Annotated in this window: 22 protein-coding genes and 1 other RNA gene; 13 read left to right on the top strand and 10 right to left on the bottom strand. The window is 64.5% G+C overall.

Annotated elements, in window-relative coordinates:
- A partial coding sequence (locus Q0S16_RS11325; RefSeq protein ID WP_295848230.1) for a 5'-3' exonuclease H3TH domain-containing protein occupies positions 1-1,085 on the bottom strand: 1,085 nt, incomplete at its 3' end.
- A gap of 138 nt (positions 1,086-1,223) precedes the next feature.
- Between Q0S16_RS11325 and Q0S16_RS11330 the strand changes: the two genes are divergently transcribed.
- Positions 1,224-1,826: a hypothetical protein gene (locus Q0S16_RS11330; RefSeq protein ID WP_295848232.1), complete on the top strand. Its 603-nt coding sequence runs from the start codon at positions 1,224-1,226 to the stop codon at positions 1,824-1,826.
- 187 nt (positions 1,827-2,013) lie between these two features.
- Here Q0S16_RS11330 and Q0S16_RS11335 read toward each other — a convergent pair whose 3' ends face one another.
- A complete protein-coding gene (locus Q0S16_RS11335) occupies positions 2,014-3,081 on the bottom strand; it encodes an acyltransferase family protein (RefSeq protein ID WP_295848233.1) in 1,068 nt (355 codons plus the stop codon).
- A 196-nt stretch (positions 3,082-3,277) separates the two neighbouring features.
- Here Q0S16_RS11335 and hrpB point away from each other — a divergent pair, with 196 nt between their 5' ends.
- From hrpB to Q0S16_RS11355, 4 genes are all read left to right on the top strand, one after another.
- Complete coding sequence (gene hrpB, locus Q0S16_RS11340) at positions 3,278-5,773, top strand: ATP-dependent helicase HrpB (RefSeq protein WP_295848234.1); 2,496 nt, start codon at positions 3,278-3,280, stop codon at positions 5,771-5,773.
- Positions 5,774-5,920: 147 nt separating this feature from the next.
- Positions 5,921-6,433 carry a TIGR02281 family clan AA aspartic protease gene (locus Q0S16_RS11345; RefSeq protein WP_295848237.1) on the top strand — a complete coding sequence of 171 codons (513 nt, stop codon included), beginning with the start codon at positions 5,921-5,923 and terminating at the stop codon, positions 6,431-6,433.
- Between the two features lie 129 nt (positions 6,434-6,562).
- A complete protein-coding gene (locus tag Q0S16_RS11350) occupies positions 6,563-8,062 on the top strand; it encodes a phosphomannomutase/phosphoglucomutase (RefSeq protein ID WP_295848238.1) in 1,500 nt (499 codons plus the stop codon).
- A gap of 48 nt (positions 8,063-8,110) precedes the next feature.
- Entirely contained in the window at positions 8,111-9,478 is a 1,368-nt protein-coding gene (locus Q0S16_RS11355; RefSeq protein WP_295848240.1) for an MFS transporter, read from the top strand.
- Between the two features lie 13 nt (positions 9,479-9,491).
- On the opposite strand, the gene Q0S16_RS11360 is transcribed toward Q0S16_RS11355, so the two are convergent.
- The 5 genes from Q0S16_RS11360 to ffs all read right to left on the bottom strand — a co-directional run bounded on the left by Q0S16_RS11360 (position 9,492) and on the right by ffs (position 13,208).
- The gene (locus Q0S16_RS11360) at positions 9,492-9,848 is read right to left on the bottom strand and encodes a hypothetical protein (protein ID WP_295848268.1); all 357 of its coding nucleotides are present in this window, start codon (positions 9,846-9,848) and stop codon (positions 9,492-9,494) included.
- A 145-nt stretch (positions 9,849-9,993) separates the two neighbouring features.
- The gene (recR, locus tag Q0S16_RS11365) at positions 9,994-10,599 is read right to left on the bottom strand and encodes a recombination mediator RecR (protein ID WP_295848242.1); all 606 of its coding nucleotides are present in this window, start codon (positions 10,597-10,599) and stop codon (positions 9,994-9,996) included.
- 177 nt (positions 10,600-10,776) lie between these two features.
- Complete coding sequence (locus Q0S16_RS11370; RefSeq protein ID WP_295848244.1) at positions 10,777-11,097, bottom strand: YbaB/EbfC family nucleoid-associated protein; 321 nt, start codon at positions 11,095-11,097, stop codon at positions 10,777-10,779.
- A gap of 22 nt (positions 11,098-11,119) precedes the next feature.
- Positions 11,120-12,973 (bottom strand): DNA polymerase III subunit gamma/tau, encoded by a 1,854-nt coding sequence (locus Q0S16_RS11375; RefSeq protein WP_295848245.1) that lies wholly within the window; start codon positions 12,971-12,973, stop codon positions 11,120-11,122.
- Positions 12,974-13,111: 138 nt separating this feature from the next.
- Positions 13,112-13,208: signal recognition particle sRNA small type (ffs, locus tag Q0S16_RS11380), an RNA gene on the bottom strand.
- 157 nt (positions 13,209-13,365) lie between these two features.
- Between ffs and Q0S16_RS11385 the strand changes: the two genes are divergently transcribed.
- From Q0S16_RS11385 to Q0S16_RS11400, 4 genes are all read left to right on the top strand, one after another.
- A complete protein-coding gene (locus Q0S16_RS11385; protein WP_295848246.1) occupies positions 13,366-13,785 on the top strand; it encodes an HIT domain-containing protein in 420 nt (139 codons plus the stop codon).
- A 4-nt stretch (positions 13,786-13,789) separates the two neighbouring features.
- The gene (gene nudC, locus Q0S16_RS11390; RefSeq protein ID WP_295848247.1) at positions 13,790-14,722 is read left to right on the top strand and encodes an NAD(+) diphosphatase; all 933 of its coding nucleotides are present in this window, start codon (positions 13,790-13,792) and stop codon (positions 14,720-14,722) included.
- A gap of 15 nt (positions 14,723-14,737) precedes the next feature.
- Entirely contained in the window at positions 14,738-15,685 is a 948-nt protein-coding gene (locus Q0S16_RS11395; RefSeq protein ID WP_295848251.1) for a sugar kinase, read from the top strand.
- Positions 15,686-15,746: 61 nt separating this feature from the next.
- Complete coding sequence (locus tag Q0S16_RS11400) at positions 15,747-16,256, top strand: Lrp/AsnC family transcriptional regulator (protein ID WP_295848253.1); 510 nt, start codon at positions 15,747-15,749, stop codon at positions 16,254-16,256.
- On the opposite strand, the gene rmuC is transcribed toward Q0S16_RS11400, so the two are convergent.
- Positions 16,257-17,477 (bottom strand): DNA recombination protein RmuC, encoded by a 1,221-nt coding sequence (rmuC, locus tag Q0S16_RS11405; RefSeq protein WP_295848255.1) that lies wholly within the window; start codon positions 17,475-17,477, stop codon positions 16,257-16,259. It abuts the gene before it with no gap.
- A gap of 68 nt (positions 17,478-17,545) precedes the next feature.
- Here rmuC and Q0S16_RS11410 point away from each other — a divergent pair, with 68 nt between their 5' ends.
- From Q0S16_RS11410 to truA, 4 genes are read left to right on the top strand one after another with little or no spacing between them, the layout of a single operon-like run.
- Positions 17,546-17,698: a hypothetical protein gene (locus tag Q0S16_RS11410; protein ID WP_295848257.1), complete on the top strand. Its 153-nt coding sequence runs from the start codon at positions 17,546-17,548 to the stop codon at positions 17,696-17,698.
- A 9-nt stretch (positions 17,699-17,707) separates the two neighbouring features.
- Positions 17,708-18,229 carry a peptide deformylase gene (def, locus tag Q0S16_RS11415; protein ID WP_295848259.1) on the top strand — a complete coding sequence of 174 codons (522 nt, stop codon included), beginning with the start codon at positions 17,708-17,710 and terminating at the stop codon, positions 18,227-18,229.
- Positions 18,230-18,265: 36 nt separating this feature from the next.
- Complete coding sequence (gene fmt, locus Q0S16_RS11420; protein ID WP_295848261.1) at positions 18,266-19,198, top strand: methionyl-tRNA formyltransferase; 933 nt, start codon at positions 18,266-18,268, stop codon at positions 19,196-19,198.
- Entirely contained in the window at positions 19,198-19,935 is a 738-nt protein-coding gene (gene truA / locus Q0S16_RS11425; RefSeq protein ID WP_295848263.1) for a tRNA pseudouridine(38-40) synthase TruA, read from the top strand. Before fmt ends, truA begins: the two co-directional genes overlap by 1 nt.
- A 147-nt stretch (positions 19,936-20,082) precedes the next feature.
- On the opposite strand, the gene Q0S16_RS11430 is transcribed toward truA, so the two are convergent.
- Positions 20,083-20,646, bottom strand: a complete 564-nt coding sequence (locus tag Q0S16_RS11430; RefSeq protein WP_295848265.1) for a 5'-methylthioadenosine nucleosidase — start codon at positions 20,644-20,646, stop codon at positions 20,083-20,085.
- Positions 20,643-21,239: M20/M25/M40 family metallo-hydrolase (locus Q0S16_RS11435; RefSeq protein ID WP_295848266.1), on the bottom strand; the 597-nt coding region annotated here is incomplete at its 5' end. The genes Q0S16_RS11430 and Q0S16_RS11435, both read right to left, overlap by 4 nt.

Below are 21,239 nucleotides of genomic sequence, written 5' to 3' on the forward strand. Positions count from 1 at the left end.
CTTGCTTTGCTGCTGGCAGGCGAGGTGGCCGGGGAGGCCTGGTCTCCAAACAGATCGCCCGATGCCGACGAGGCTGGCGGCGGAGGAGAACCAGCCGAGCGACCGCCGGCGGCGCTCTTGTTGGTCGCATCCGTCTCCACATCCGCCGGATCGATATGGGAATAGTCGGCGACGCGGCGGGTCAGGGTGGAAAATTCCATCGCCTTCAGGAACGCGATCAGCTTGCGCGCGTCGGGCTCGTGTACCGCGAGCTCGGCCAGCGGCACGTCGAGCTTGACATGATCGTCGAGCAGCACCAGCTGCCGCGAGATGCGCGCCTTCTCGGCGTGCTCGATCAGCGATTCCCGCCGCTTCGGCTGCTTGATCTCGCCGGCCCGCGCCAGCAGCGTTTCAAGATCGCCATATTCATTGATCAATTGCGCCGCGGTCTTGATGCCGATGCCGGGCACGCCGGGCACGTTGTCGACGCTGTCGCCGGCCAGCGCCTGCACCTCGACCACCTTGTTCGGCGGCACCCCAAATTTTTCGATCACCTCGGCGATTCCGAGCCGTCTGTCCTTCATGGTGTCGTACATGGTGACGCAGTCGGTCACGAGCTGCATCAGGTCCTTGTCGGACGACACGATGGTCGCGGTGGCCCCGCGCTCGCAGGCCTCGCGCACATATGTCGCAATGAGGTCGTCAGCCTCAAAGCCGCCCTGCTCGATGCTCGGCAGGTCGAAGGCCCGCACGGCGTCGCGGATCAGCGAGAATTGCGGGATCAGGTCATCGGGCGCCGGCGGCCGGTGCGCCTTATATTCCGGGTAGAGCTTGTTGCGGAAGGTAACTTCCGACTTGTCGAAAATGATCGCCAGATGGGTCGGCCGGTTGTCCGGCGGCATGTCGCGCAGCAGCTTCCACAGCATGTTGCAGAAGCCGAGCACGGCATTGACCTGCAGCCCGTCGGATTTGCGGGTCAGCGGCGGCAGCGCGTGATAGGCGCGGAAAATATAGCCGGAGCCATCGACCAGGAAGACATGGTCGCCCTTCGACAGGGCTTTGGCGGCGACGGGGCTGGCGGCAGCAGTTTCTGAGGTGTTCGGCATGCCTGCAATTTACAGATTATCGCGCTGGAATGACACCCCGCCGGCTGCCCTTCCCGCTGGAATTTTGCCCGGAAGCAGTTGCATCGACGCCTGTTCCATGAGCCCGTGCACGATCGCCACGACATTGCAGGAGGCTCCGTGCCGCAGCTCGCCGAACTGATGGAAAAGATGAAGTCGGTGGAGGTCGAGATCGAGACCGAACTGGCGCGGCGACGCGAGGAACTGCGTTTCCATATCGAGAAGCATAGGATCGTGTTCGAACAGGACGTCGAAGCGTTGCAGCGCGCCATCAAGGTGGGGGCGTCCAAATATCTGTTCAGCGCCAGTCCGCTGATCATGCTCACCGCGCCGGTGATCTATTCGCTGATCGTTCCCTTCGTGCTGATCGACCTGATGGTGATGGCCTACCAGGCGATCTGTTTTCCGGTCTACGGCATCCCCAAGGTGCGCCGCCGCGACTACCTCATCTTCGATCGCCACCATCTGGCCTATCTCAACATCATCGAGAAGGTGAATTGCGCCTATTGCTCCTATTGCAACGGCGTCGCCGCCTTCGTCCGCGAGGTCACCGGGCGTACCGAAATCTACTGGTGCCCGATCAAGCACTCGCGCCGCATGCTCGGCCCGCATCCGCATTATGTCGGCTTCGCCGATTTCGGCGATGCCAAGGGATTTCGCGAAAAGATGGACGCGCTCAAAGACGGTGTGAAGCTGGAAGAGAGCAAGACTACGGCGAAATAGGCCGCAGTTGATTGGTCATACGTGTTCGGTGGCGTAGCAGCGGCAGTTCTCGAGATTGGCGGTTTCGTGCCCGCCGATCAGCAAGACGACGCTGGACCACAGCCGACCCGGAATGGCGCTCAACAATTCGCATTGCGACTTTTTGTTTCATGCCGGCGAAAGATTTTTCGGAAACGGATTCAACGTGCTATTCCGCCAGTTGGAGCGCGGCCCGTTTCTGCCGGGGCACGATCCGGAACGCCTGCGGCCGCTCGAACAGGAAACGGGCCCGCAGCGCCAGCGCGACACGCCAGATCACCAGCGCGCCCACCACGCCCGTTACGGTGACGAGCAGCGCGATGGTGCCGATGTCAAACGGGCTGAATTTCAGCAGCAGCGCGCGCGAGGTGGCCATCGGCAGAAAGAAGGCGAGATAGATCACGATGGAGTGCTCGCCGCAGAAGCGCAGAAAGCCAAGCCACTGCATTCTCGCCAGCAGCGTGCCCATCACGATGATCGCCACCGCGCCGGCGAAGCCGAGCGCCAGCGAAAGCATTGGCCATTCACTGATGCCGCCATGGACCAGGGCAGCGTTGAGCAGCGCCCAGGCCGCGAGGCCCGCAAGCGCGAGGATCGGTCTGGCGCGGGCCCGGTCCGACAGCGCGAACACTTGTTTGGCGAATAGATAGCCGGAATAAAAGTACACGAAGCGGGCGCAGAACTCGTCGGGCAGCGTCCATCCGGTCGACACATGGGCCATTTCCAGCAGCGCGGCGACGCCCCAGACCAGCCATGGCGGCGCCCGCCGCAGCGCCTTGGTCAGCACGAAGAAAACCGGCAGCATGTAGATGAACCACAGCGTTCCAAACGGCTCGATGTAGGACAGCAAATAGAGCCGGGCGACCTCGGCCCAGCCGCCATGTTCGGCGGCGAGACCCGGCGCCTTGAAGCCGAACTGGATGGTCACCCACAGCACGTAGAAGTAGGCGAAGTGCACCACCTTGCTGTCGAGATAGCTGCGCCAGTCGCGGTCGACGACCCGGGCCAGAAACAGGCCGGAAATCAGAAAGAAGTCGGGCATCCGAAATGGTTTCGCGAAGGCGACAAGCGGGTGCATGAAGCCGGTCTGGCCGGCGGCCAGTTCCACGCCGAGCACCGAGTGCATCATCACCACCATGATGATGCAGATTCCCTTGGCGAAATCGACCCAATCGATCCGTTCGCTACCGGAAAGCGCGGCCTTGTCGGCGACGGCAAATTTGCCGCTGGTGATCATGGTCGTCTCCTTCAGGCGCCCCTTTTTCACATTATCCGGCCGAGCGGTTTCCATCGCCTTTCCACGGTCGTGCAAAAAGCCGGCGAACGGGCTTCGCCGCCGGTGTGGTTAATGTCCGTTAAAGATTGGGCGTAGTGGTGGATACCGGGCGCAAGCCCGCGTATGACGCTGCGATGCCCCGACTTCGGCCTTTCAAGTGACCCGCACCTTCGACTCGCCCCTGCCGATCGATGCCGTGCTCGACGACATCGCGCAGGCGTTGACGCGCGGCAATGCCGCGGTGCTGGTGGCGCCGCCGGGGGCCGGCAAGACCACGCGGGTGCCGCTGGCGCTGCTGGACGCGCCGTGGCTGAATGGCAAGAAGATCATCATGCTGGAGCCGCGGCGGATCGCCGCCCGTGCCAGCGCCGAGCGGATGGCCAAGACGCTGGGCGAGCGCGTCGGCGAGACGGTCGGTTACCGCGTCCGCTTCGGCTCGAAAATCTCGCGCAATACCCGGATCGAGGTGGTCACCGAGGGGATCTTTTCGCGCCAGATCCTCGACGATCCAGAATTGACCGACGTCGCCGCGGTGCTGTTCGACGAATTTCACGAACGCTCGCTCGATGCCGATATGGGGCTGGCGCTGGCGCGCGACGCGCAGGTCGGGCTGCGCGAGGATCTGCGGATTCTGGTGATGTCGGCGACCATCGACGGCGCGCGGGTCGCCCGACTGCTCGGCGACGCGCCGGTGATCGAAAGCCTTGGCCGCGCCTTTCCGGTCGAGACCCGCTATCTCGGCCGCAAGGCGGATGCGCAGATCGAGCGCCAGATGGCCGATGCCATCGCGACCGCGCTGCGCGCCGACCCCGGCTCGGTGCTCGCTTTTCTGCCCGGCGCCGCGGAAATCCGCCGCACCCAGACCTTCCTCGCCGAGCGCATCCATGACGCAGGAATCGAGATCGTGCCACTGTTTGGCGCGCTCGACGCCGCCGTGCAGGACCGCGCGATCCAGCCGGCCCCGAAGGGCCAGCGCAAGGTGGTGCTGGCGACCTCGATCGCCGAGACCTCGCTGACCATCGAGGGAGTGCGCATCGTGGTCGATTGCGGGCTGGCGCGGGTGCCGCGCTACGAGCCCGATATTGGCCTGACACGGCTGGAAACCGTGCGCGCGTCGCGAGCCGCCGTCGACCAGCGCCGCGGCCGCGCCGGCCGTACCGAGCCGGGCATCTGCTACCGACTTTGGGACGAGCCGCAGACCGCGTCCTTGCCGGCCTATACGCAGCCGGAAATCCTCAGCGCCGACCTGTCGTCGCTGGTGCTGGATCTGGCGCAATGGGGCGTCAGCGACCCCGCGCAACTGGCGTTTCTGGATGCGCCGCCGGCGCCGGCGCTGAAGGAAGCCCGCGCCTTGCTGCGCGAACTCGGCGCACTGGATGACGACGGCCGGATCACATCCGAGGGCGAAGCGCTGCGCGCGCTGGCGCTGCCGGCGCGGCTGGCACGGATGATCGTGGATTCGCACCGGCTCGGCGCCGGCGCGGAGGCTGCGGAGATCGCGGCGATCCTCAGCGAACGGGGCCTCGGCGGCGATAGCGTCGACCTCGACTACCGGCGCGATCAGTTCCGCCGCGACCGCTCGCAGCGGGCGTCGAGTGCGCGCACACTGGCGCAGCGCTGGGCGGCGCAGGTCGCTGGCGCCGAGCGCGCCGCTTTGGCCGCCGTCCAGCAAGGGGGCGGGGGGCCGCCCTCCACCGGCGTAATGCTGGCTTTCGCTTTTCCGGACCGCATCGCCAGGAATCGCGGAAAGGGCGGTTTTGTCCTCGCCAATGGCCGCGGCGCCTCCATTGACCAGACGCAAGCATTGGCACGCGTGCCCTATATCGCGGTGGCGGAACTCACCGGCACCGCCGCCAATGGCCGCATTCTGCTGGCGGCGCCGATCGAGCAGTCGGATATCGAGCAGCGCTTCGCCGACCAGATCGAAGCCGTTGATGAAATCAGCTTCGACCGTCCGTCGATGGCGCTGCGCGGCCGTCGCAAACGCACGCTGCACGCCATCACGCTCTCGGAGGCCCCGTTCACACTGCGGCCGTTGGCTGACACCGCGAAGGTTTTGGCCGACGGGCTGGTGGGCGCCGGGATCGAGCGGCTGCCCTGGTCTAAACCGCTGCTGCAATGGCGCGGCCGGGTGATGTTTCTGCGCGCGGCGGAGGGCGAGGCGTGGCCGGATCTTTCCGATGGCGCACTCGCCGACAGCCGCGACGAATGGCTGCTGCCGGCGCTGTTCGACAAGACCTCGCTGAAGGAGTTTTCCGCGGGCGAACTGTCCGACGCGCTGATGGCGCGGCTGCCATGGGAGCAGCGCGCCCGGCTGGACAAGGAAGCGCCGACCCATTTCGAGGCGCCGACCGGCACCATGCTGGCGATTGACTACGAAGCCGAGCAGGGGCCGACCATCGCGGTGCGGCTGCAGGAATTGTTCGGGCTTAACGCGCATCCGTCGGTGGCCCGCGGCGCGGTACCGCTGGTGCTGGAACTACTGTCGCCGGCGCAACGCCCGGTACAGGTGACGCGTGATCTGCCCGGCTTCTGGCGCGGCAGCTATCTCGATGTTCGTTCCGACCTGCGCGGTCGCTATCCGCGGCATCCGTGGCCGGAAGACCCTGCCAGCGCGATGCCGACCCGGCGGGTCAAGCCGCGAGGCACCTGATCCGGAAGCTGCCAACCATTAACCCGCCGCTCATCCTCTTCGCCAAAATAGGGTCTGGCCACGCCGTCGCAGCCTGACGGCGCCGCGTCCGTGTGATGTGATCGTGGTCCTGTCCAGCCTCGATAGCGCCTAGCCGGAGTTGCTTATATGCGTGCCATCATGTTGTTTGCGGCCATCCTGATTGGACTTGGCACCGTGATGGCGCAGATGGCCGACAAGATGACGGCGACGACGCCGGCGATGGCCAGCGCCAGCATCGGCTTGGCCCCGGAGGTCGCGCCGGCGCCGATCCGCAGCGTCTCGATCCCCCGCGATTCGCGCGGTCATTTCCAGACCGACGCCCGCATCGACGGCCAGCGCATCGGTTTCATGGTCGATACCGGGGCTTCGGTGATCGCCTTGAACGAGACATCAGCGGCGCGGTTCGGGCTGCGCCCGGTTCCCGCGGATTACAAGGTCACCGTCAGCACCGCCAATGGCACCATCAAGGCCGCGCGGACTCGGCTGGCAATGGTCGAGATCGGTGGCCTGATCGTGCGCGACGTCGATGCCATGGTGCTGCCCGATGCGGCGCTGTCGGAGAATCTGCTCGGCCTGTCGTTCCTGTCGAAGCTGAAACGCTTTGAATATTCCAACGGCACCATGGTGCTGGAGCAGTAATCCGCTGCCACATTAACATTTCAGACGGAATCAAGGCCGGATTGTGCTTTGGACACTGGCTCGCCTTTTCAGCGCCCCCTGGGTTCGCTATGGCTGGGGCCCAATCCCAGATCATTCAGCGAGGCCCTGATGTTTCCGAAGCCCAAACCCTTGCTGGTGCCCAACACCTACGCCTACGAATCCGAGCCGATGGTCAAGGCTACCGGCTTTCGCGAATACGATGCGCGCTGGCTGTTCGGCAAGGAAATCAACCTGATGGGCATCCAGGCGCTGGGCATGGGGCTCGGTGCACTGATCGCCGAACTCGGCCAGAAGCAGGAGATCGTCACCGGCCACGACTTCCGTGGTTATTCGGCCTCGATCAAATATGCGCTGATGACCGGCCTGATGGCCGCCGGCTGCAAGGTTCACGATATCGGCCTGGCGGTGACACCAATGGCCTATTTTGCGCAATTCGATCTCGACGTGCCCTGCGTGGCGATGGTGACGGCGTCACACAACGACAATGGCTGGACCGGCGTCAAGATGGGTATCAACCGCCCGATGACCTTTGGCCCGGACGAAATGAACCGGCTGAAGGAAATCGTGCTGGGGGCCGAGTTCAGGAACAAGGCCGGCGGCTCCTACCAGTTTCACGAAAACTACCCGGCGCGCTACATCGCCGACCTCACCAACCGGCCGAAGCTGAAGCGCAAGCTGAAGGTGGTTGTCGCCTGCGGTAATGGCACTGCTGGCGCGTTCGCCCAGCAGGTGATGGAGGCGATCGGCTGCGAGGTGATTCCGCTCGATGTCGAGCTCGATCACACCTTCCCGAAATACAATCCGAATCCCGAAGACATGGAGATGCTGCACGCGATCCGCGACGCGGTGCTCGAGCACAAGGCCGATGTCGGCCTCGGCTTCGACGGCGATGGTGACCGCTGCGGCGTGGTCGACAACACCGGCGAGGAAATCTTCGCCGACAAGGTCGGCGTGATGCTGGCGCGGGACATGTCGGCGGTCATCAAGGACGCCACCTTTGTTGTCGATGTGAAGTCGACCGGGCTGTTCGTCACCGATCCGGTGCTGCAGGCGCAGGGTGCAAAAACCACCTACTGGAAGACCGGCCATTCCTACATGAAGCGCCAGACCTTTGAAACGAAGGCGCTGGCGGGTTTTGAAAAATCCGGTCACTTCTTCTTCAACGCTCCGATCGGCCGTGGCTATGATGACGGGCTCGTGTCGGCGATCGCGATCTGCGACATGCTTGACCGCGCGCCCGACAAGACCATGGCCAACCTCAAGGACTCGCTGCCGAAGACCTGGTCGTCGCCGACCATGTCGCCGCATTGCGCCGACGAGACCAAATATGGCGTCGTCGCCCAGGTGGTGGCGCATTTCGAAGCCGCGCAGAAAAGCGGCGACCAGGTCGCCGGCCAGGCGATCCGCGACCTGGTGACGGTCAACGGTGTCCGCGTCACCTGCGCGGATGGAAGCTGGGGCCTGGTGCGGGCGTCATCGAACAAGCCGGAACTGGTGGTGGTCGTCGAAAGCCCGGTGTCCGAGGCGCGGATGCACGATATGTTCGAGGCGATGAACGTAGTGCTGCGCACCCATCCCGAGGTCGGGGCCTACAACCAGACGATCTGAGGTCGGCTTAGAGGAGAGCAGACCGAAAGAATCTGCTAGCACAGCGCCATGACCATAACGCCTGATTTGCCCGAAGCCTCGCTTGTGCCGACGCCCCGCGCCAGTTGGCGCGAGAGCATGGCGGTCTACCTGCAGCCGCGGGTTCTGATCGTGCTGGTGCTCGGCTTCTCCTCCGGGCTGCCGCTGGCGCTGTCCGGCTCGACGCTACTGGTGTGGATGCGCGAATCCGGCGTCGATCTCGGCACGATCGGTCTGTTCGCGCTGGTCGGCACGCCCTACACGCTGAAATTCCTGTGGGCGCCGCTGGTCGATGCGCTGCATGTCCCGCTGTTCACGCGGCGGTTCGGGCGCCGCCGCGGCTGGCTGGTATTCGCGCAATTGCTGCTGATATCAGCCATCCTGCTGCTGGCGCTGACCGATCCCGCCCGCTCGCCGCTGTTCGTGGCGCTTGGTGCGCTGCTGGTGGCGGCGATGTCATCGACGCAGGACATCGTGGTCGATGCGTTTCGGGTCGAGAGTCTGCCGGAAAGCGAACAGGCCGCCGGCATGGCGTCCTACGTCGCGGCGTACCGGATCGGCATGCTGATCTCGACCGCCGGCGTGCTGTTCCTGGTCAGCGCCTTCGAAAGCAGCGGGCTGGCGCGTTCTACAGCCTGGATGTGGGGCTATGTCGCAATGGCCGCCATGGTGTTGATCGGCACCGTCACGGCGCTGGCCGCCACCGAGCCCGAACAATCCGCGCTGGCCGAAGCGGCGACCCGTGGTGACAGCGCGTTCCGGCGCGTCACGCAGGCTGCGGTCGGCGCGTTCTCCGAATTCCTGATGCGCCGCGATGCCTGGGCGGCACTGGCCTTCGTGGTGCTGTTCAAGTTCACCGACGCTTTTTCCGGCACCATGACCGCGCCATTCGTGATCGATCTTGGCTTCACCCGCAATGACTACGCGGCCATCGTCAAGGGCGTCGGTCTCGCCGCCACGCTGATCGGTGGCTTCGCCGGTGGCTTTGTCGCGCGACGCTATTCGCTGACGGCGAGCCTCTGGATTGGCGCCGTGCTGCAGGCGTTGTCCAACTTGGCCTTCGCGTGGCTGGCGCTGGTCGGCGTCAACCAGTGGGCGCTGGCGCTGGCGATCAGCGTGGAGAATTTTACCGGTGCGATCGGCACCGTGATTTTCGTCGCGTATCTCTCGGCGCTGTGCAAGAACCCGCTGCATACCGCCACGCAATATGCCTTGTTGACGGCGCTGGCCGCCGTCGGGCGCACCTATCTATCGGCGGGCGCGGGCTATGTGGCGCAGGCGACCGGATGGCCGATGTTCTTCAGCATCAGCGTCGCGGTGGCGGCGCCAAGCCTGTTCCTGCTGGTGTACCTGCAGCGCCGCGGCCATTTCGAGTCGCTGGGCAAGGTACGCATCTAGCCCGAGCCTTCGTCTAGTTCGGCTTTGCCACCACGCTCCACTTGGTAACCAGCGCTTCGCTCATCTGCCCGGCCTGTTCGGCGCAGGTCACTTCGTTGACTTTCAGCGATACCTGCTTGCCGACAAGCTTCCGGAGTTCGGCGGCCTGGGTGTCGTTGGCGGTGACGATCTCGAACGTTTCAGGCCCGGTTTCGAGATTGCACAGCCCGGCCGGCGCCGGCAGCCGGCGCGGCTCGCTGACCAACTGGAACGTGTTGGCGCGCTTGCCCTTCGGCGCGCGCACGCGCAGCGCGTTGAGCTGGCCGCTCAGCACATCGCCAACGCGCATACCCTTTGGCGCCACCGATGCCGTCGCCGGGACGGGGGCCATCAGCTTTGGCGCCTGCGCGTGCAGATCAGCGACACCCGCGACCAGGATGGCCAGTGCCGCCAAAGCGCGGATTGACGATTTCAGCGGGCTGAACTCAGGAAAACCAGATCGCGTCATCAACTCTCTTCCGATTGGTGTCTAAAATCTAAAATAATGTCCGTTGCCGCATCGCAGCTGACAGCGTGCCTTCATCCAGATAATCAAGCTCACCACCGACGGGCACGCCATGCGCCAGCCGCGTGACCTTGACGCCGGCCTCCTGCAGCAGGTCGGTGATGTAATGCGCAGTCGTCTGGCCATCGACCGTCGCATTCAGCGCCAGGATGATTTCAGTGACCTGGGCGTCGTGCGCGCGCGCTATCAGCGCGTCGATGGTGAGATCATCGGGACCGACGCCATCCAGCGGCGACAGCGTCGCACCCAGCACGTGATACTTGCCGGTGGTGGCATTGGCGCGCTCCAGCGCCCACAGGTCTGAGACGTCGGCGACCACCACGATGATCGAAGGATCGCGGCGCGGATCGGTGCAGATGGTGCAGGGGTTTTGGGTGTCAATGTTGCCGCAGGTCTTGCAGACCTGAATCTTGTCGATCGCCACCTGCAAGGCGCCGGCCAGCGGCGCCATCAGTGCCTCGCGCTTCTTGATCAGATGCAACGCCGCCCGCCGCGCCGAGCGCGGCCCAAGCCCCGGCAGCCGCGCCAGCAGCTGGATCAGTTTCTCTATTTCAGGTCCGGCAACGCCAGCAGCCATGTCAGCGCCAGGCCCGTAGAGAAAGCATAGAACTCTCAACGTCATTGCGAGGAGCGAAGCGACGCGGCAATCCAGAGAGCCACATGCTCAGTCTGGATTGCTTCGTCGCAAGGGCTCCTCGCAATGACGGGGTGGCTGCGGTGCCTTGGTTTACAAAAATCATTTCGGTTCCGGATATCAGGTGAGGCCCAGACCCGGCGGCAGGCCCATGCCGCCGGTCAGCGCCTGCATCTTCTCCTGCATCGCGGCCTCGGCCTTGCGGCGGGCGTCGCCGAGCGCGGTCACCAGCAGGTCCTCGAGAATCTCGATTTCATCCGCCTTGATCAGTGAAGGGTCGATCTTCACCGCCTTTACTTCGGTCTTCGCGGTCATTCGGATTGTCACCAGACCGCCGCCGGACATGCCTTCGACCTCGATATGATCGAGTTCGTCCTGCATGGCCTTCATCTTCGACTGCAGCTGTGCCGCCTGCTTCATCATGCCGAGAAAATCAGCCATGAAATTTCCTTTGGGTGGATTATTAATCGTCGCCGTCAAGATCGTCGGCTGAATCCTCGGTCAGATCGGCGTCACTAGCAGCCGATTCCGGCAGCTCGGGGGCAAGGCGACGAACTTCGACCACCTTCGCACCTGGAAACCGCGCCAGTACTTCCTGCACGCGCGGATCGGCTTCGGCGGCCTGCTGACGATCGCTCTTCTGCTGGTCGAGCTGCGCGCGCAGCGTCGGCTGGCCTTCTTCATTGGAGACGATGACGCTCCAGCGCTTGCCCGTCCATTGCTCGAGTTTTCGCGACAGATCATTGATCAGCGTTCGCGAGGCGGTGCGCTCCATCGCCAGCTCGAGCCGACCATCCTCGATCTTGATCAGCCGCACATCGGCTTCAAGCGCGGTCCGCACCATCAGGTCGCGTTTCGATGCTGCCAGCGCCACCAACTCGGGGAAGGTCGAAATCTTGAGTACAGGCGCGGCCTGGGCTGCCGCCACCGGCGCGCTCATCTGTGGTCGCGGCGACATCTCGGCACCGCCGCGCTGCATCGACGCGCGCGGGCTCGAGGCCTGCATCGATGATACGGTCGATGAGGATGGCGCCACGCGTCCGTCGCCGCCATTGGAGCCGATCAGCGGCACGGATCCGCCGCCTCCCTGCTCCAGCATCTTGATCGCTTCGTCCGGCGTCGGCAGGTCGGCGACGTAGGCGATCCGCACCAGCACCATCTCCGCGGCGGCGGCGGGACGCGTTGCGCCCTGTACTTCGGCGATGCCCTTGAGCAGCATCTGCCACATCCGTGACAGCACCCGCATCGACAGCTTCGAGGCGTAGTCGCGCGCGCGCAGCCGCTCGGTTTCGCCGAACGCGACATTGTCGGCGGTCGCGGGCACGATCTTCACGCGGGTGACGAAATTGACGAATTCGGCGAGGTCCGAGAGCACCACGACCGGGTCGGCGCCGACGTCATACTGCTCGCGGAATTCGGCGAAGGCGCTGGCAATGTCGCCGCGCGCCAGCGAATCGAACAGGTCGATCACCCTCGTGCGGTCGGCGAGACCCAACATCTGGCGGACCGCATCGGCGCGCACGGTGCCGGCGGCATGGGCAATGGCCTGGTCGAACAGTGACAGCGAATCGCGCACCGAGCCTTCGGCGGCCCGCGCGATGATGCCGAGCGCTTCGGGCTCGACCTCGACGTTCTCCTTGCCGGCGATGTTCGACAGATGCGCCATCAGCACGTCGGCGTCGACGCGGCGCAGGTCGAAGCGCTGGCAGCGCGACAGCACCGTCACCGGCACCTTGCGGATTTCGGTGGTCGCGAACACGAATTTGGCGTGTTCCGGCGGCTCCTCGAGCGTCTTCAGGAAGGCGTTGAACGCCGCCGTGGAGAGCATGTGGACTTCGTCGATGATGTAGACCTTGTAGCGCGCGCTGGAGGGCGCATAGCGCACGCTGTCATTGATCTGACGGACATCGTCGACGCCGGTGTGCGAGGCGGCGTCCATTTCCAGCACGTCGATGTGCCGGCTTTCCATGATCGCCTTGCAGTGCACGCCGAGCGTCGGCATGTGGATGCTGGGGCCCTTGCTGGAGCCGTCGGCCAGCTCGTAGTTCAGGGCACGGGCCAGAATACGCGCCGTGGTGGTCTTGCCGACGCCGCGCACGCCGGTGAGGATCCAGGCCTGCGGAATGCGGCCGGTCTCGAAGGCGTTGGAAACGGTCCGGACCACAGCCTCCTGGCCGATCAGATCGTCGAAACTGGACGGCCGGTATTTTCGCGCCAGAACCCGATAGGGCTTGCCGGCGGCCGGCGCGCTCATATCGAGGCCGCTCTGGTCGACGCTATCGGTCGAAGGCGGTACGGGCAGGCCAGCGTCGGTCATCGGTCAATCCGCAATATGTTGTCTCGTCAGGCCGGATTGCGGAACAACGGTCGCATCCTCGGCAGGACGGCAAGCCGGTCGCCGCCGAAAATGCTGTTTCTCGTGTCGAGCAGAGCGCTGAATTCGCTCGACAAAAAAGTAGGAGACTGACGAGCGACCCGATCCGGATCTCGTTAGGGCTGCTTCCTTCCGGACCTGACCCGATTGGCGAGTGGCTCGTCCACCGCCAATCTCCCGGGGCTTATTTGGGGCCAAAACGGCCGGAAAGCAAGCGCGCTGCGAACCGGGCGAAGACGCGCTTTCGTCGGCGGTGCGGCCTTGATATGACAGGTGACCGGCCGCACCCGCGGGCCCGGATCGAAGCCCGCCGCAGAGCGGGCCATGGAATTCAGATGTCGTCTCCCGCCTGGTCGCTGCACGAGCAGCTGCAACAAGACACCATCGATATCGGCGACCTGCCGCTCAGCCGCGTGCTGGTGATCAAGGATGCGCATTATCCCTGGCTGGTGCTGGTGCCGCGTCGCGACAAGGTGGTGGAGATCATTGATCTCGACGAAGTCGAGCAGGGCCAGTTGATGACCGAGATCACCCGGGTCAGCCGCGCCCTCAAGGAAGTCACCAAATGCGACAAGCTCAATGTCGCCGCGCTGGGCAATGCGGTGCCGCAGTTGCATGTTCATGTCGTCGCGCGTCGCAAGACTGACGCCGCCTGGCCGCGCCCGGTATGGGGCGTGATGCCGCCGCTCGCCCATGACGCCGCCGAAGTGCAGCGCTTCATCAGCGAACTTCGCCGCAAGATCTGGCTCGGTTGATCCCATGACAAATGACCTGTTCCCGCTGGACCATCCGGCCTTCGTCTCGCACCAACTCGATCGTGCGGCGCATCTGCGATTCAGCGACGAAAAACTGTTCGCCCTGGAAGGCAAGAGCGACAGCCGCGCCTATGTGCTGCATCGCGACTCCCTGGTGATGATTCAGGAGGCCGTCGGCCCGCGCGGGCTGCTGACGATCCCCGAGGCGCTGAAGTTCGGCGCCAACCCCGGCACCATCTTCCTCGGACTGCGCGACGGCGCCGCGGTATTCGGCATGGGCATCGGGGCGCCCGCCGTGGAAAAGCTGCTGACCCGCGATGATGTTGCGGTCTCCGAACTGCGCGGCATGGCGATGCAGGGCGTGGTGCCACCGGATCAGCTCTCCGCCATCGCGATGGCCAAGTCGCTGGTCTCCTGGCATCAGCGCCACGGCTTCTGCGCCAATTGCGGTACCCGTTCGGCAATGGCCGAGGGCGGCTGGAAGCGGCTCTGCCCGAGCTGCAAGACCGAGCATTTCCCGCGCACCGATCCGGTCGCCATCATGCTGGTGGAGAAGGGCGACAAGTGCCTGCTCGGCCGGCAGAAGCAGTTTCCGCCGGGGATGTATTCGTGCCTCGCCGGTTTTATCGAGGCCGCCGAAACCATCGAGGACGCGGTACGCCGGGAAATCTTCGAGGAGGCGGGCATCCGTTGCACCGACGTCAAATATTACATGACGCAGCCCTGGCCCTATCCGTCATCGCTGATGATTGGCTGCTCGGCTCGCGCCACCACCGATGCCATCACGATCGATCATGCGGAACTCGAGGATGCCCGCTGGTTCGACCGCGATGAGGCGGCATTGATGCTGAAGCGCGAGCACCCGGGCGGGTTGGCCGGACCTCACCCCTTCGCGATCGCCCACCATCTGCTTGGCCGTTGGCTGCAACCGGCCTGAGGCAAGGAAATGCCGATGCCGCAGGATCGAAAACCCCGCATTCTGTGCATCGGCATCCCGGTGCGTGACCTGACCTTCCAGATCGAGGCGTTGCCGGTGCGCGGCTCCAAGGCCTCTGCCAGTGCCTATCGCGAAATTATCGGCGGCAACGCGCTCAATGCGGCCATCGCCGTCAGCCGGCTCGGCGGTCACGCGTCGCTGGCCGGTCCGATCGGCGACAGCCGCGAGGCTTCCGGCACCTTCCTGTTTGACCAGCTGGCACAGGAAGGCATCGACGCCCGCCATCTGGTGCCGATGGCCGGGCTGGTGACGCCGGTGTCCAGCGTGATGATCGAGCCCGATGGCGAGCGCACCATTGCGACCTTTCGCGATCCGGCGCTGTGGATGGTTTGTCTGCCGGATACTGATCTGCTGCTGGCGGATTGCGATGCCGTTCTGGTCGAGAATCGCTGCTCCGATTTCGCGGTCGAGCTCTGCGCCGAGGCGCGCCGGCGCGGCATTCCAGTGATTGTCGGCGTCGACCGGCCGATGGCCTCAGGTGATGGCCTGCTGGCCGCGTCATCGCACCTGATCTTTTCCAGTGAGTCGCTTCAAGCCACCGCGGGGGTTGCTTGCGATACGGAAGCGCTGGCCGCACTGGCCGCCCAAACGCCGTCGTTTCTCGCCGGCACCCGCGGGCCGCGCGGCACGCTCTGGCTGCGGGATGGCAGACTGCGCGAGACGCCGGCCTTCGCGGTTGAAAGCGTCGACACGCTGGGGGCCGGGGACATCTTCCATGGTGCGTTCTCGCTGGCCGTGACGGAAGGTCGCAGCCCGGAGGACGCGTTGCGCTTCGCCTCCGCGGCCGCCGCTCTGAAATGTGCGCGACACGGCGGCGCCTTCGCCTGCCCGCAACGGGCCGAGGTGGAGCAATTTTTAGGCGATACTGGCCGCTATGGCCCAGCGACGGATGGTCTAACTTGATTTGGAAGAATTTTCTATATATGAGTGTCATCTATCTCATAATTGGAAAAAAGTTCTTCAGATGAGTGACGCTGCCGATCCAGCCATTGAACCCTCCCGCCGCCTCGATGCCATCGATCGTAAAATCCTGACGGTGTTGCAGGACGATGCCTCGCTGTCGGTTGCCGAAATCGGCGACCGGGTCGGGCTGTCCTCGACGCCATGCTGGAAACGTATCCAGCGGCTGGAAGCCGACGGCGTCATCCTGCGCCGGGTCGCGCTGGTCGATCAGAACAAGATCGGGCTCGGCATCTCGGTCTTCGTCTCGGTGGAGAGCGGCGACCACTCCGATATCTGGCTGAAAAAATTCGCTGACGCCGTCAGTGCGATGCCGGAAGTGATGGAATTCTACCGCATGGCCGGCGACGTCGACTACATGCTGCGCGTCGTGGTCGCGGACATGCAGAGCTATGACATCTTCTACAAGAAGCTGATCAGCGCCGTGGCGCTGAAGAACGTCACCTCCCGCTTTGCGATGGAGAAGATCAAGTCGGTCACCGCGCTGCCGGTACCGCCGATGCCGGCGGCCTGATTATTCGCCCGCCTGCAACTTGCGCGGCGGCGCGAACAGATCAGCCGCGGCCGGCGAAGCGCCGGGCATCGCGGAGAGCGGCGTCGGTTCGGTCGACTCGCTCTTGCTGAAATCCAGTTCCTCGATCCGCCCGGCGCGCTTCTCGATCTTGTCGGCGGAGATTAGGATCTGGCGAACGTCCTCATTGGCCTGGCCAAAATGCGTCTGCAGTTTCAGTACGCGGTCGCGCAGTCGGCCGAGGTCGTCGCCAAGATTCATCACCTCGGTCCGGATCTGGTCGGCGGCATCGCGCATCCTGGCGTCCTTCAGGATCTGTTGCATCACCTGGATCGCCAGCATCAGCAGCGACGGCGACACCAGCACGACGCGGGCGCGGTAGGCCTTCTGGATGATGTCATCGAAGCCGTCATGGATTTCGGCATAGACCGATTCCGACGGCACGAACATCAGGGCAGTGTCCTGGGTCTCGCCGGCGATCAGGTATTTTTCCGCGATGTCGGTGACATGTTTCATCACGTCGCCACGCAGTTTTTGCGCGGCATATTTCTTCTCGTCGTCGGTGCGCGCGTCATGCAACGCGGTGACCGCCTCGAGCGGAAATTTCGCATCAATGCACAGCGGCCGCTGGTCCGGCAGGAAGATCACGCAGTCCGGCCGCTTGCCCGAGGACAGCGTATGCTGGAACGCGTAGGCGCCGCTCGGCATCCCGTCCCTCACGATGGTTTCCATCCGTGCCTGGCCAAACGCGCCGCGCGACTGCTTGTTGGCGAGCACGTCGCGCAGCGTGGTCACCTGCGAGGTCAGGTCCGTGAGGTTCTTGTGCGCGTTGTCGATGATGCCGAGCCGCTCGTGCAGGGCGTGCAGGCTCTCCATGGTGCTGCGGGTGGTCCGCTCCATCGACTGGCCGACCCGGTGGGTCACCGAATCCAGCCGCTCGCTGACGGCGCGCGCCATTTCGGCCTGCCTGCCGGCCAGCGCCTGGCCCATCGCATCGACGCGGCCGGTAGCCTCCGACTGCGCCCGCATCATCTGGCTGAGGCGCTGTTCCAGTTCATCGGCGCGGATCGCCTGCGCCATGGCGGTGGCCGCGCCCCGGCTGCCAGAACGCGCGATGACGATGGCGATGGCGAGCAGAAGCCCCAGCGCCAGCGCGCTGAAGCAGGTCAGGGCCACGGCGGCGGTAACCGGCGCATCGCCAATCGTGAAAAGAATGTCACTCATGCCGCCATGGTAGCCGATTCGACGCATTTGCGAACGAAGAGGGAACGTTTATGGTTAAGAAAAACATAATGAGTATGGTTAACGAATTCAGAAACGACGTGGTTAAGCGCTTCTTAACAGGCGTGGTTAACGCCCGTTTAATTTTCCTGGTTAAGGACGCATTAACGCTGGACCGTGGTGGCCGATTCCTGCGCATTGACCGCATCGGCGCGCCGCATTAAATCGCCGCCATGGCCATTCGTGAAATCATTATCCTGCCGGACAAGCAGCTGCGTCTTGTCTCCCAACCCATCGAAAAGGTGACGGCGGAGGTGCGCCAGCTCGCCGACGACATGTTCGAGACCATGTACGACGCCCCGGGCATCGGCCTGGCCGCGATCCAGGTCGCGGTACCGCTGCGGCTGATCACCATGGATCTCGCCAAGAAGGACGATGAGGAGGGCGGCAAGAAGCCGCGCGCCTTCATCAATCCGGAAATCCTGTCCGCCTCTGAGGATTTCTCGGTCTACGAGGAAGGCTGCCTGTCGATCCCGGAATATTACGAAGAGGTCGAGCGTCCGGCACAAGTCCGCATCCGCTACATGGATCTCGACGGCAAGGTGCAGGAGGAGGATGCCGAGGGCCTGTTCGCGACCTGCATCCAGCACGAGATCGACCACCTCAATGGTGTGTTGTTCGTCGATTACCTTTCCAAGCTGAAACGCGACCGCGTGCTGAAGAAATTCACCAAGCTGGCGAAGCGGGCGGAGTAGTCTCCTCCCGATCTCTCCTGCAGATCGGCTCGCATTATGTCGCTTCGTTTGATTTTCATGGGCACGCCGGATTTCGCGGTGCCGACGCTGCTCGAACTCGTCGCCCATGGCCACGAGATCGTCGCGGTCTATACGCGCGCGGCAAAACCGTCCGGGCGCGGCATGAAGCTGCAGCCGACGCCGGTCGAGGCGCAGGCGACACGGCTCGGCATTCCCGTGCTGACGCCGACAACGCTGAAGACGCCGGAAGCCGAAGCCACCTTTCGCGCGCATCAGGCCGATGCCGCGGTGGTCGTCGCTTATGGCATGATCCTGCCGCAGAACATTCTCGATGTGCCCGAGCTTGGCTGCTTCAACCTGCACGGCTCGTTGCTGCCGCGCTGGCGCGGGGCTGCGCCTCTCAACCGTGCGATCATGGCGGACGACGCCGAGAGCGGCGTCATGGTGATGAAGATGGATGTCGGGCTCGACACCGGCGATGTGGCAATGGCCGAGCGCCTGCCAATATCCGATGCGATGACCGCGTCCGATCTGCATGACGACCTGGCGCCGCTTGGCGCCGACCTGATGGTGCGGGCGATCGGCGCGCTGGAGCGCGGCCGGCTGCAGCTCAGCCCGCAGAGCGAGGCCGGCGTCACCTATGCCGCCAAGATCGACAAGGCCGAGGCGAAGATCGACTGGACCCGGCCGGCGCGCGAGGTGCTGCGTCATATCCACGGCCTGTCGCCGTTTCCTGGCGCCTGGTGCGAGGTGCCGCTCGAGGGCGAGATGGTTCGGGTGAAAATCCTGCGCTGCGCTCTGGCGGGTAGCCACGGCGCGCCGGGCGATCTGCTCGATGAAAGGCTGACCATCGCCTGCGGTGACGGTGCGATCCGTCTCGTCGAGCTGCAGCGCGCCGGCAAGCAGCCGATGAAGGCAGTCGACTTCTTGCGCGGCACGCCGCTGGCGCCGCCGCTGCGATTGCTCTGATGCCGCGCTACCGGCTGCTCATCGAATATGACGGTGCGCCGTTTTCGGGCTGGCAGGTGCAGGATAACGCGCCGTCGGTGCAGGGCGCGCTGGAAGACGCCGTGAAGGCGATCTGCGGCGAGAGCGTGCGCGTCCATGGCGCCGGGCGCACCGACGCCGGTGTCCATGCGCTCGGCCAGGTGGCGCATTGCGATATCGAGCGGCCGTTTTTGCCAGGACGTCTGCGCGACGGACTCAATGCGCATCTGCGGCCGCACCCGATCGGCGTGCTATCCGCTGAAATAGTAGCTGACGATTTTGAATCGCGCTTCTCCGCGACCCGGCGGCATTACATCTATCGCATCGTCAATCGCCGGGCCAATCTCGCCATCGATCTTGGCCATGTCTGGCGCGTGGCGCGTCCGCTGGATTCCGACGCCATGCACCAGGCCGCGCAACGGCTGATCGGCCATCACGATTTCACGACCTTTCGCGACACCGAATGCCAGGCCAAGTCGCCGCTGCGCACGCTGGATCAGCTCGACGTGGTCCGCGACGGCGATGCCGTCAATATCGTGACGTCGGCACGCGCATTCCTGCACAGCCAGGTGCGCTCGATGGTGGGCTCGCTGGTATGGGTTGGCCATGGTCGCTGGAGCGCCGACGATCTGGCGGCCGCGCTGGCGGCGAAATCGCGCCGCGCCTGCGGCCCCGTCGCGCCGCCGGACGGGCTGTACCTGGTGAAGGTGGATTACTGAGCGCCTTCAGTCGTCATTGCGAGGAGCGAGGCGACGAAGCAATCCAGTTCTTTCCGCGCGTGCGGCGTTCTGGATTGCCGCGTCACGGAGCCTGTCATCGGGCCGGCGAAGCCGGACCCGTTGGCTCCACGCAATGACGGCGGAGTGTCAGGCGAGCCCGAGCTCTTTCACGGCATCCCAGAACAGATCCTGTCCATTCGCGACATTTTCCGTCCAGTGCTCATGGGCAAAATCATTGGCGTCGTCGGTGATGAATTTGAAGGCCCGCCACGGGAGGTTCTGGTGACGGCACACCGAGGCCAGCGCGAACAGTTCCATGTCGACGATGTCGACCCGGTTGGCGTTCAGCCACGGATCGGAGGCGGTGACAAAGCTGTCGCCGGTGCCGCAGATCACGTCGCCATGGCCGGATGACAGTCGGTCCAGCTCCGGCGCGTAGGGCGTGGTGCCGCGCGGCGCCAGCGGCTCGGCATTCATGTCGCGCTGGATCACATGCGCGACCTCGACCAGCCCGCGCAGCGAGGCCGTGATCTTGCCGGCGGTGCCATAATTGATCACCAGCGCGGGCTTTCTCGCCTGCAGCGCGAGCAAGGTGGCGATCGTGGTGTTGATCTTGCCGACGCCGGTGAACACGACGTCGACGCCCGCGGGCGCGCGGGCGCTGTCGAGTTCGGCGTCGAGCGCGGTTAGAACGAGAATTTTCGTGGTCATGCAAAATACCTGTCGAGCACGCCGCGATAGATGCGGGTCAGCTTTTCCAGATCGGCGATCGGGGTGCGCTCGTCGACCTGATGCATGGTCTGGCCGACCAGGCCGAATTCGATCACCGGGCAGTAGCGCGTGATGAAGCGGGCATCCGAGGTGCCGCCGCCGGTGTTGAGAGCGGGCTTGCGGCCGGTCACTTCCTCGATCGCCGCCACCACGAGGTCGGTGAAGGCGCCGGGCTGCGTCACGAAGGAGTCGGCATTGCACGGCTCCCACACGACATGCGCACGGACGCGGTTGCCGGCGGCGGCCGCGACGCGCTGGTCGATCAACTCGCGCAGCGTGTGCTGGGTGTGATGATCGTTGAAGCGGATGTTGAACTTGGCGCGCGCCTGCGCCGGGATCACATTATTGGCGGCGTTGCCGACGTCGACCGAGGTGAATTCGAGATTCGACGGCTGGAATTGGGCGTTGCCCTGGTCGAGCGGGGCGTTGCCCAGCGTCACGATCAGCGCGGCGATGTCCGGAACCGGATTCGAGGCCCGGTGCGGATAGGCGACGTGGCCCTGCACACCGTCGACGATCAGCGTGCCGGATTG

Source organism: Tardiphaga sp. (assembly GCF_025356345.1).
In the GTDB taxonomy this organism is placed as follows: Bacteria; Pseudomonadota; Alphaproteobacteria; order Rhizobiales; family Xanthobacteraceae; genus Tardiphaga.

Excerpts from the sequence above, each read along its gene's own strand:
- rmuC (WP_295848255.1), bottom strand. The coding sequence starts at position 17,477 with ATGAGTGACATTCTTTTCACGATTGGCGATGCGCCGGTTACCGCCGCC.
- Q0S16_RS11430 (WP_295848265.1), bottom strand. The coding sequence starts at position 20,646 with ATGACCACGAAAATTCTCGTTCTAACCGCGCTCGACGCCGAACTCGAC.
- Q0S16_RS11395 (WP_295848251.1), top strand. The coding sequence starts at position 14,738 with ATGCCGCAGGATCGAAAACCCCGCATTCTGTGCATCGGCATCCCGGTG.
- truA (WP_295848263.1), top strand. The coding sequence starts at position 19,198 with ATGCCGCGCTACCGGCTGCTCATCGAATATGACGGTGCGCCGTTTTCG.
- Q0S16_RS11410 (WP_295848257.1), top strand. The coding sequence starts at position 17,546 with ATGAGTATGGTTAACGAATTCAGAAACGACGTGGTTAAGCGCTTCTTA.
- Q0S16_RS11335 (WP_295848233.1), bottom strand. The coding sequence starts at position 3,081 with ATGATCACCAGCGGCAAATTTGCCGTCGCCGACAAGGCCGCGCTTTCC.
- Q0S16_RS11350 (WP_295848238.1), top strand. The coding sequence starts at position 6,563 with ATGTTTCCGAAGCCCAAACCCTTGCTGGTGCCCAACACCTACGCCTAC.
- nudC (WP_295848247.1), top strand. The coding sequence starts at position 13,790 with ATGACAAATGACCTGTTCCCGCTGGACCATCCGGCCTTCGTCTCGCAC.
- recR (WP_295848242.1), bottom strand. The coding sequence starts at position 10,599 with ATGGCTGCTGGCGTTGCCGGACCTGAAATAGAGAAACTGATCCAGCTG.
- Q0S16_RS11385 (WP_295848246.1), top strand. The coding sequence starts at position 13,366 with ATGTCGTCTCCCGCCTGGTCGCTGCACGAGCAGCTGCAACAAGACACC.
- Q0S16_RS11345 (WP_295848237.1), top strand. The coding sequence starts at position 5,921 with ATGCGTGCCATCATGTTGTTTGCGGCCATCCTGATTGGACTTGGCACC.
- fmt (WP_295848261.1), top strand. The coding sequence starts at position 18,266 with ATGTCGCTTCGTTTGATTTTCATGGGCACGCCGGATTTCGCGGTGCCG.
- Q0S16_RS11360 (WP_295848268.1), bottom strand. The coding sequence starts at position 9,848 with ATGGCCCCCGTCCCGGCGACGGCATCGGTGGCGCCAAAGGGTATGCGC.
- Q0S16_RS11375 (WP_295848245.1), bottom strand. The coding sequence starts at position 12,973 with ATGACCGACGCTGGCCTGCCCGTACCGCCTTCGACCGATAGCGTCGAC.
- Q0S16_RS11400 (WP_295848253.1), top strand. The coding sequence starts at position 15,747 with ATGAGTGACGCTGCCGATCCAGCCATTGAACCCTCCCGCCGCCTCGAT.
- Q0S16_RS11370 (WP_295848244.1), bottom strand. The coding sequence starts at position 11,097 with ATGGCTGATTTTCTCGGCATGATGAAGCAGGCGGCACAGCTGCAGTCG.
- def (WP_295848259.1), top strand. The coding sequence starts at position 17,708 with ATGGCCATTCGTGAAATCATTATCCTGCCGGACAAGCAGCTGCGTCTT.
- Q0S16_RS11355 (WP_295848240.1), top strand. The coding sequence starts at position 8,111 with ATGACCATAACGCCTGATTTGCCCGAAGCCTCGCTTGTGCCGACGCCC.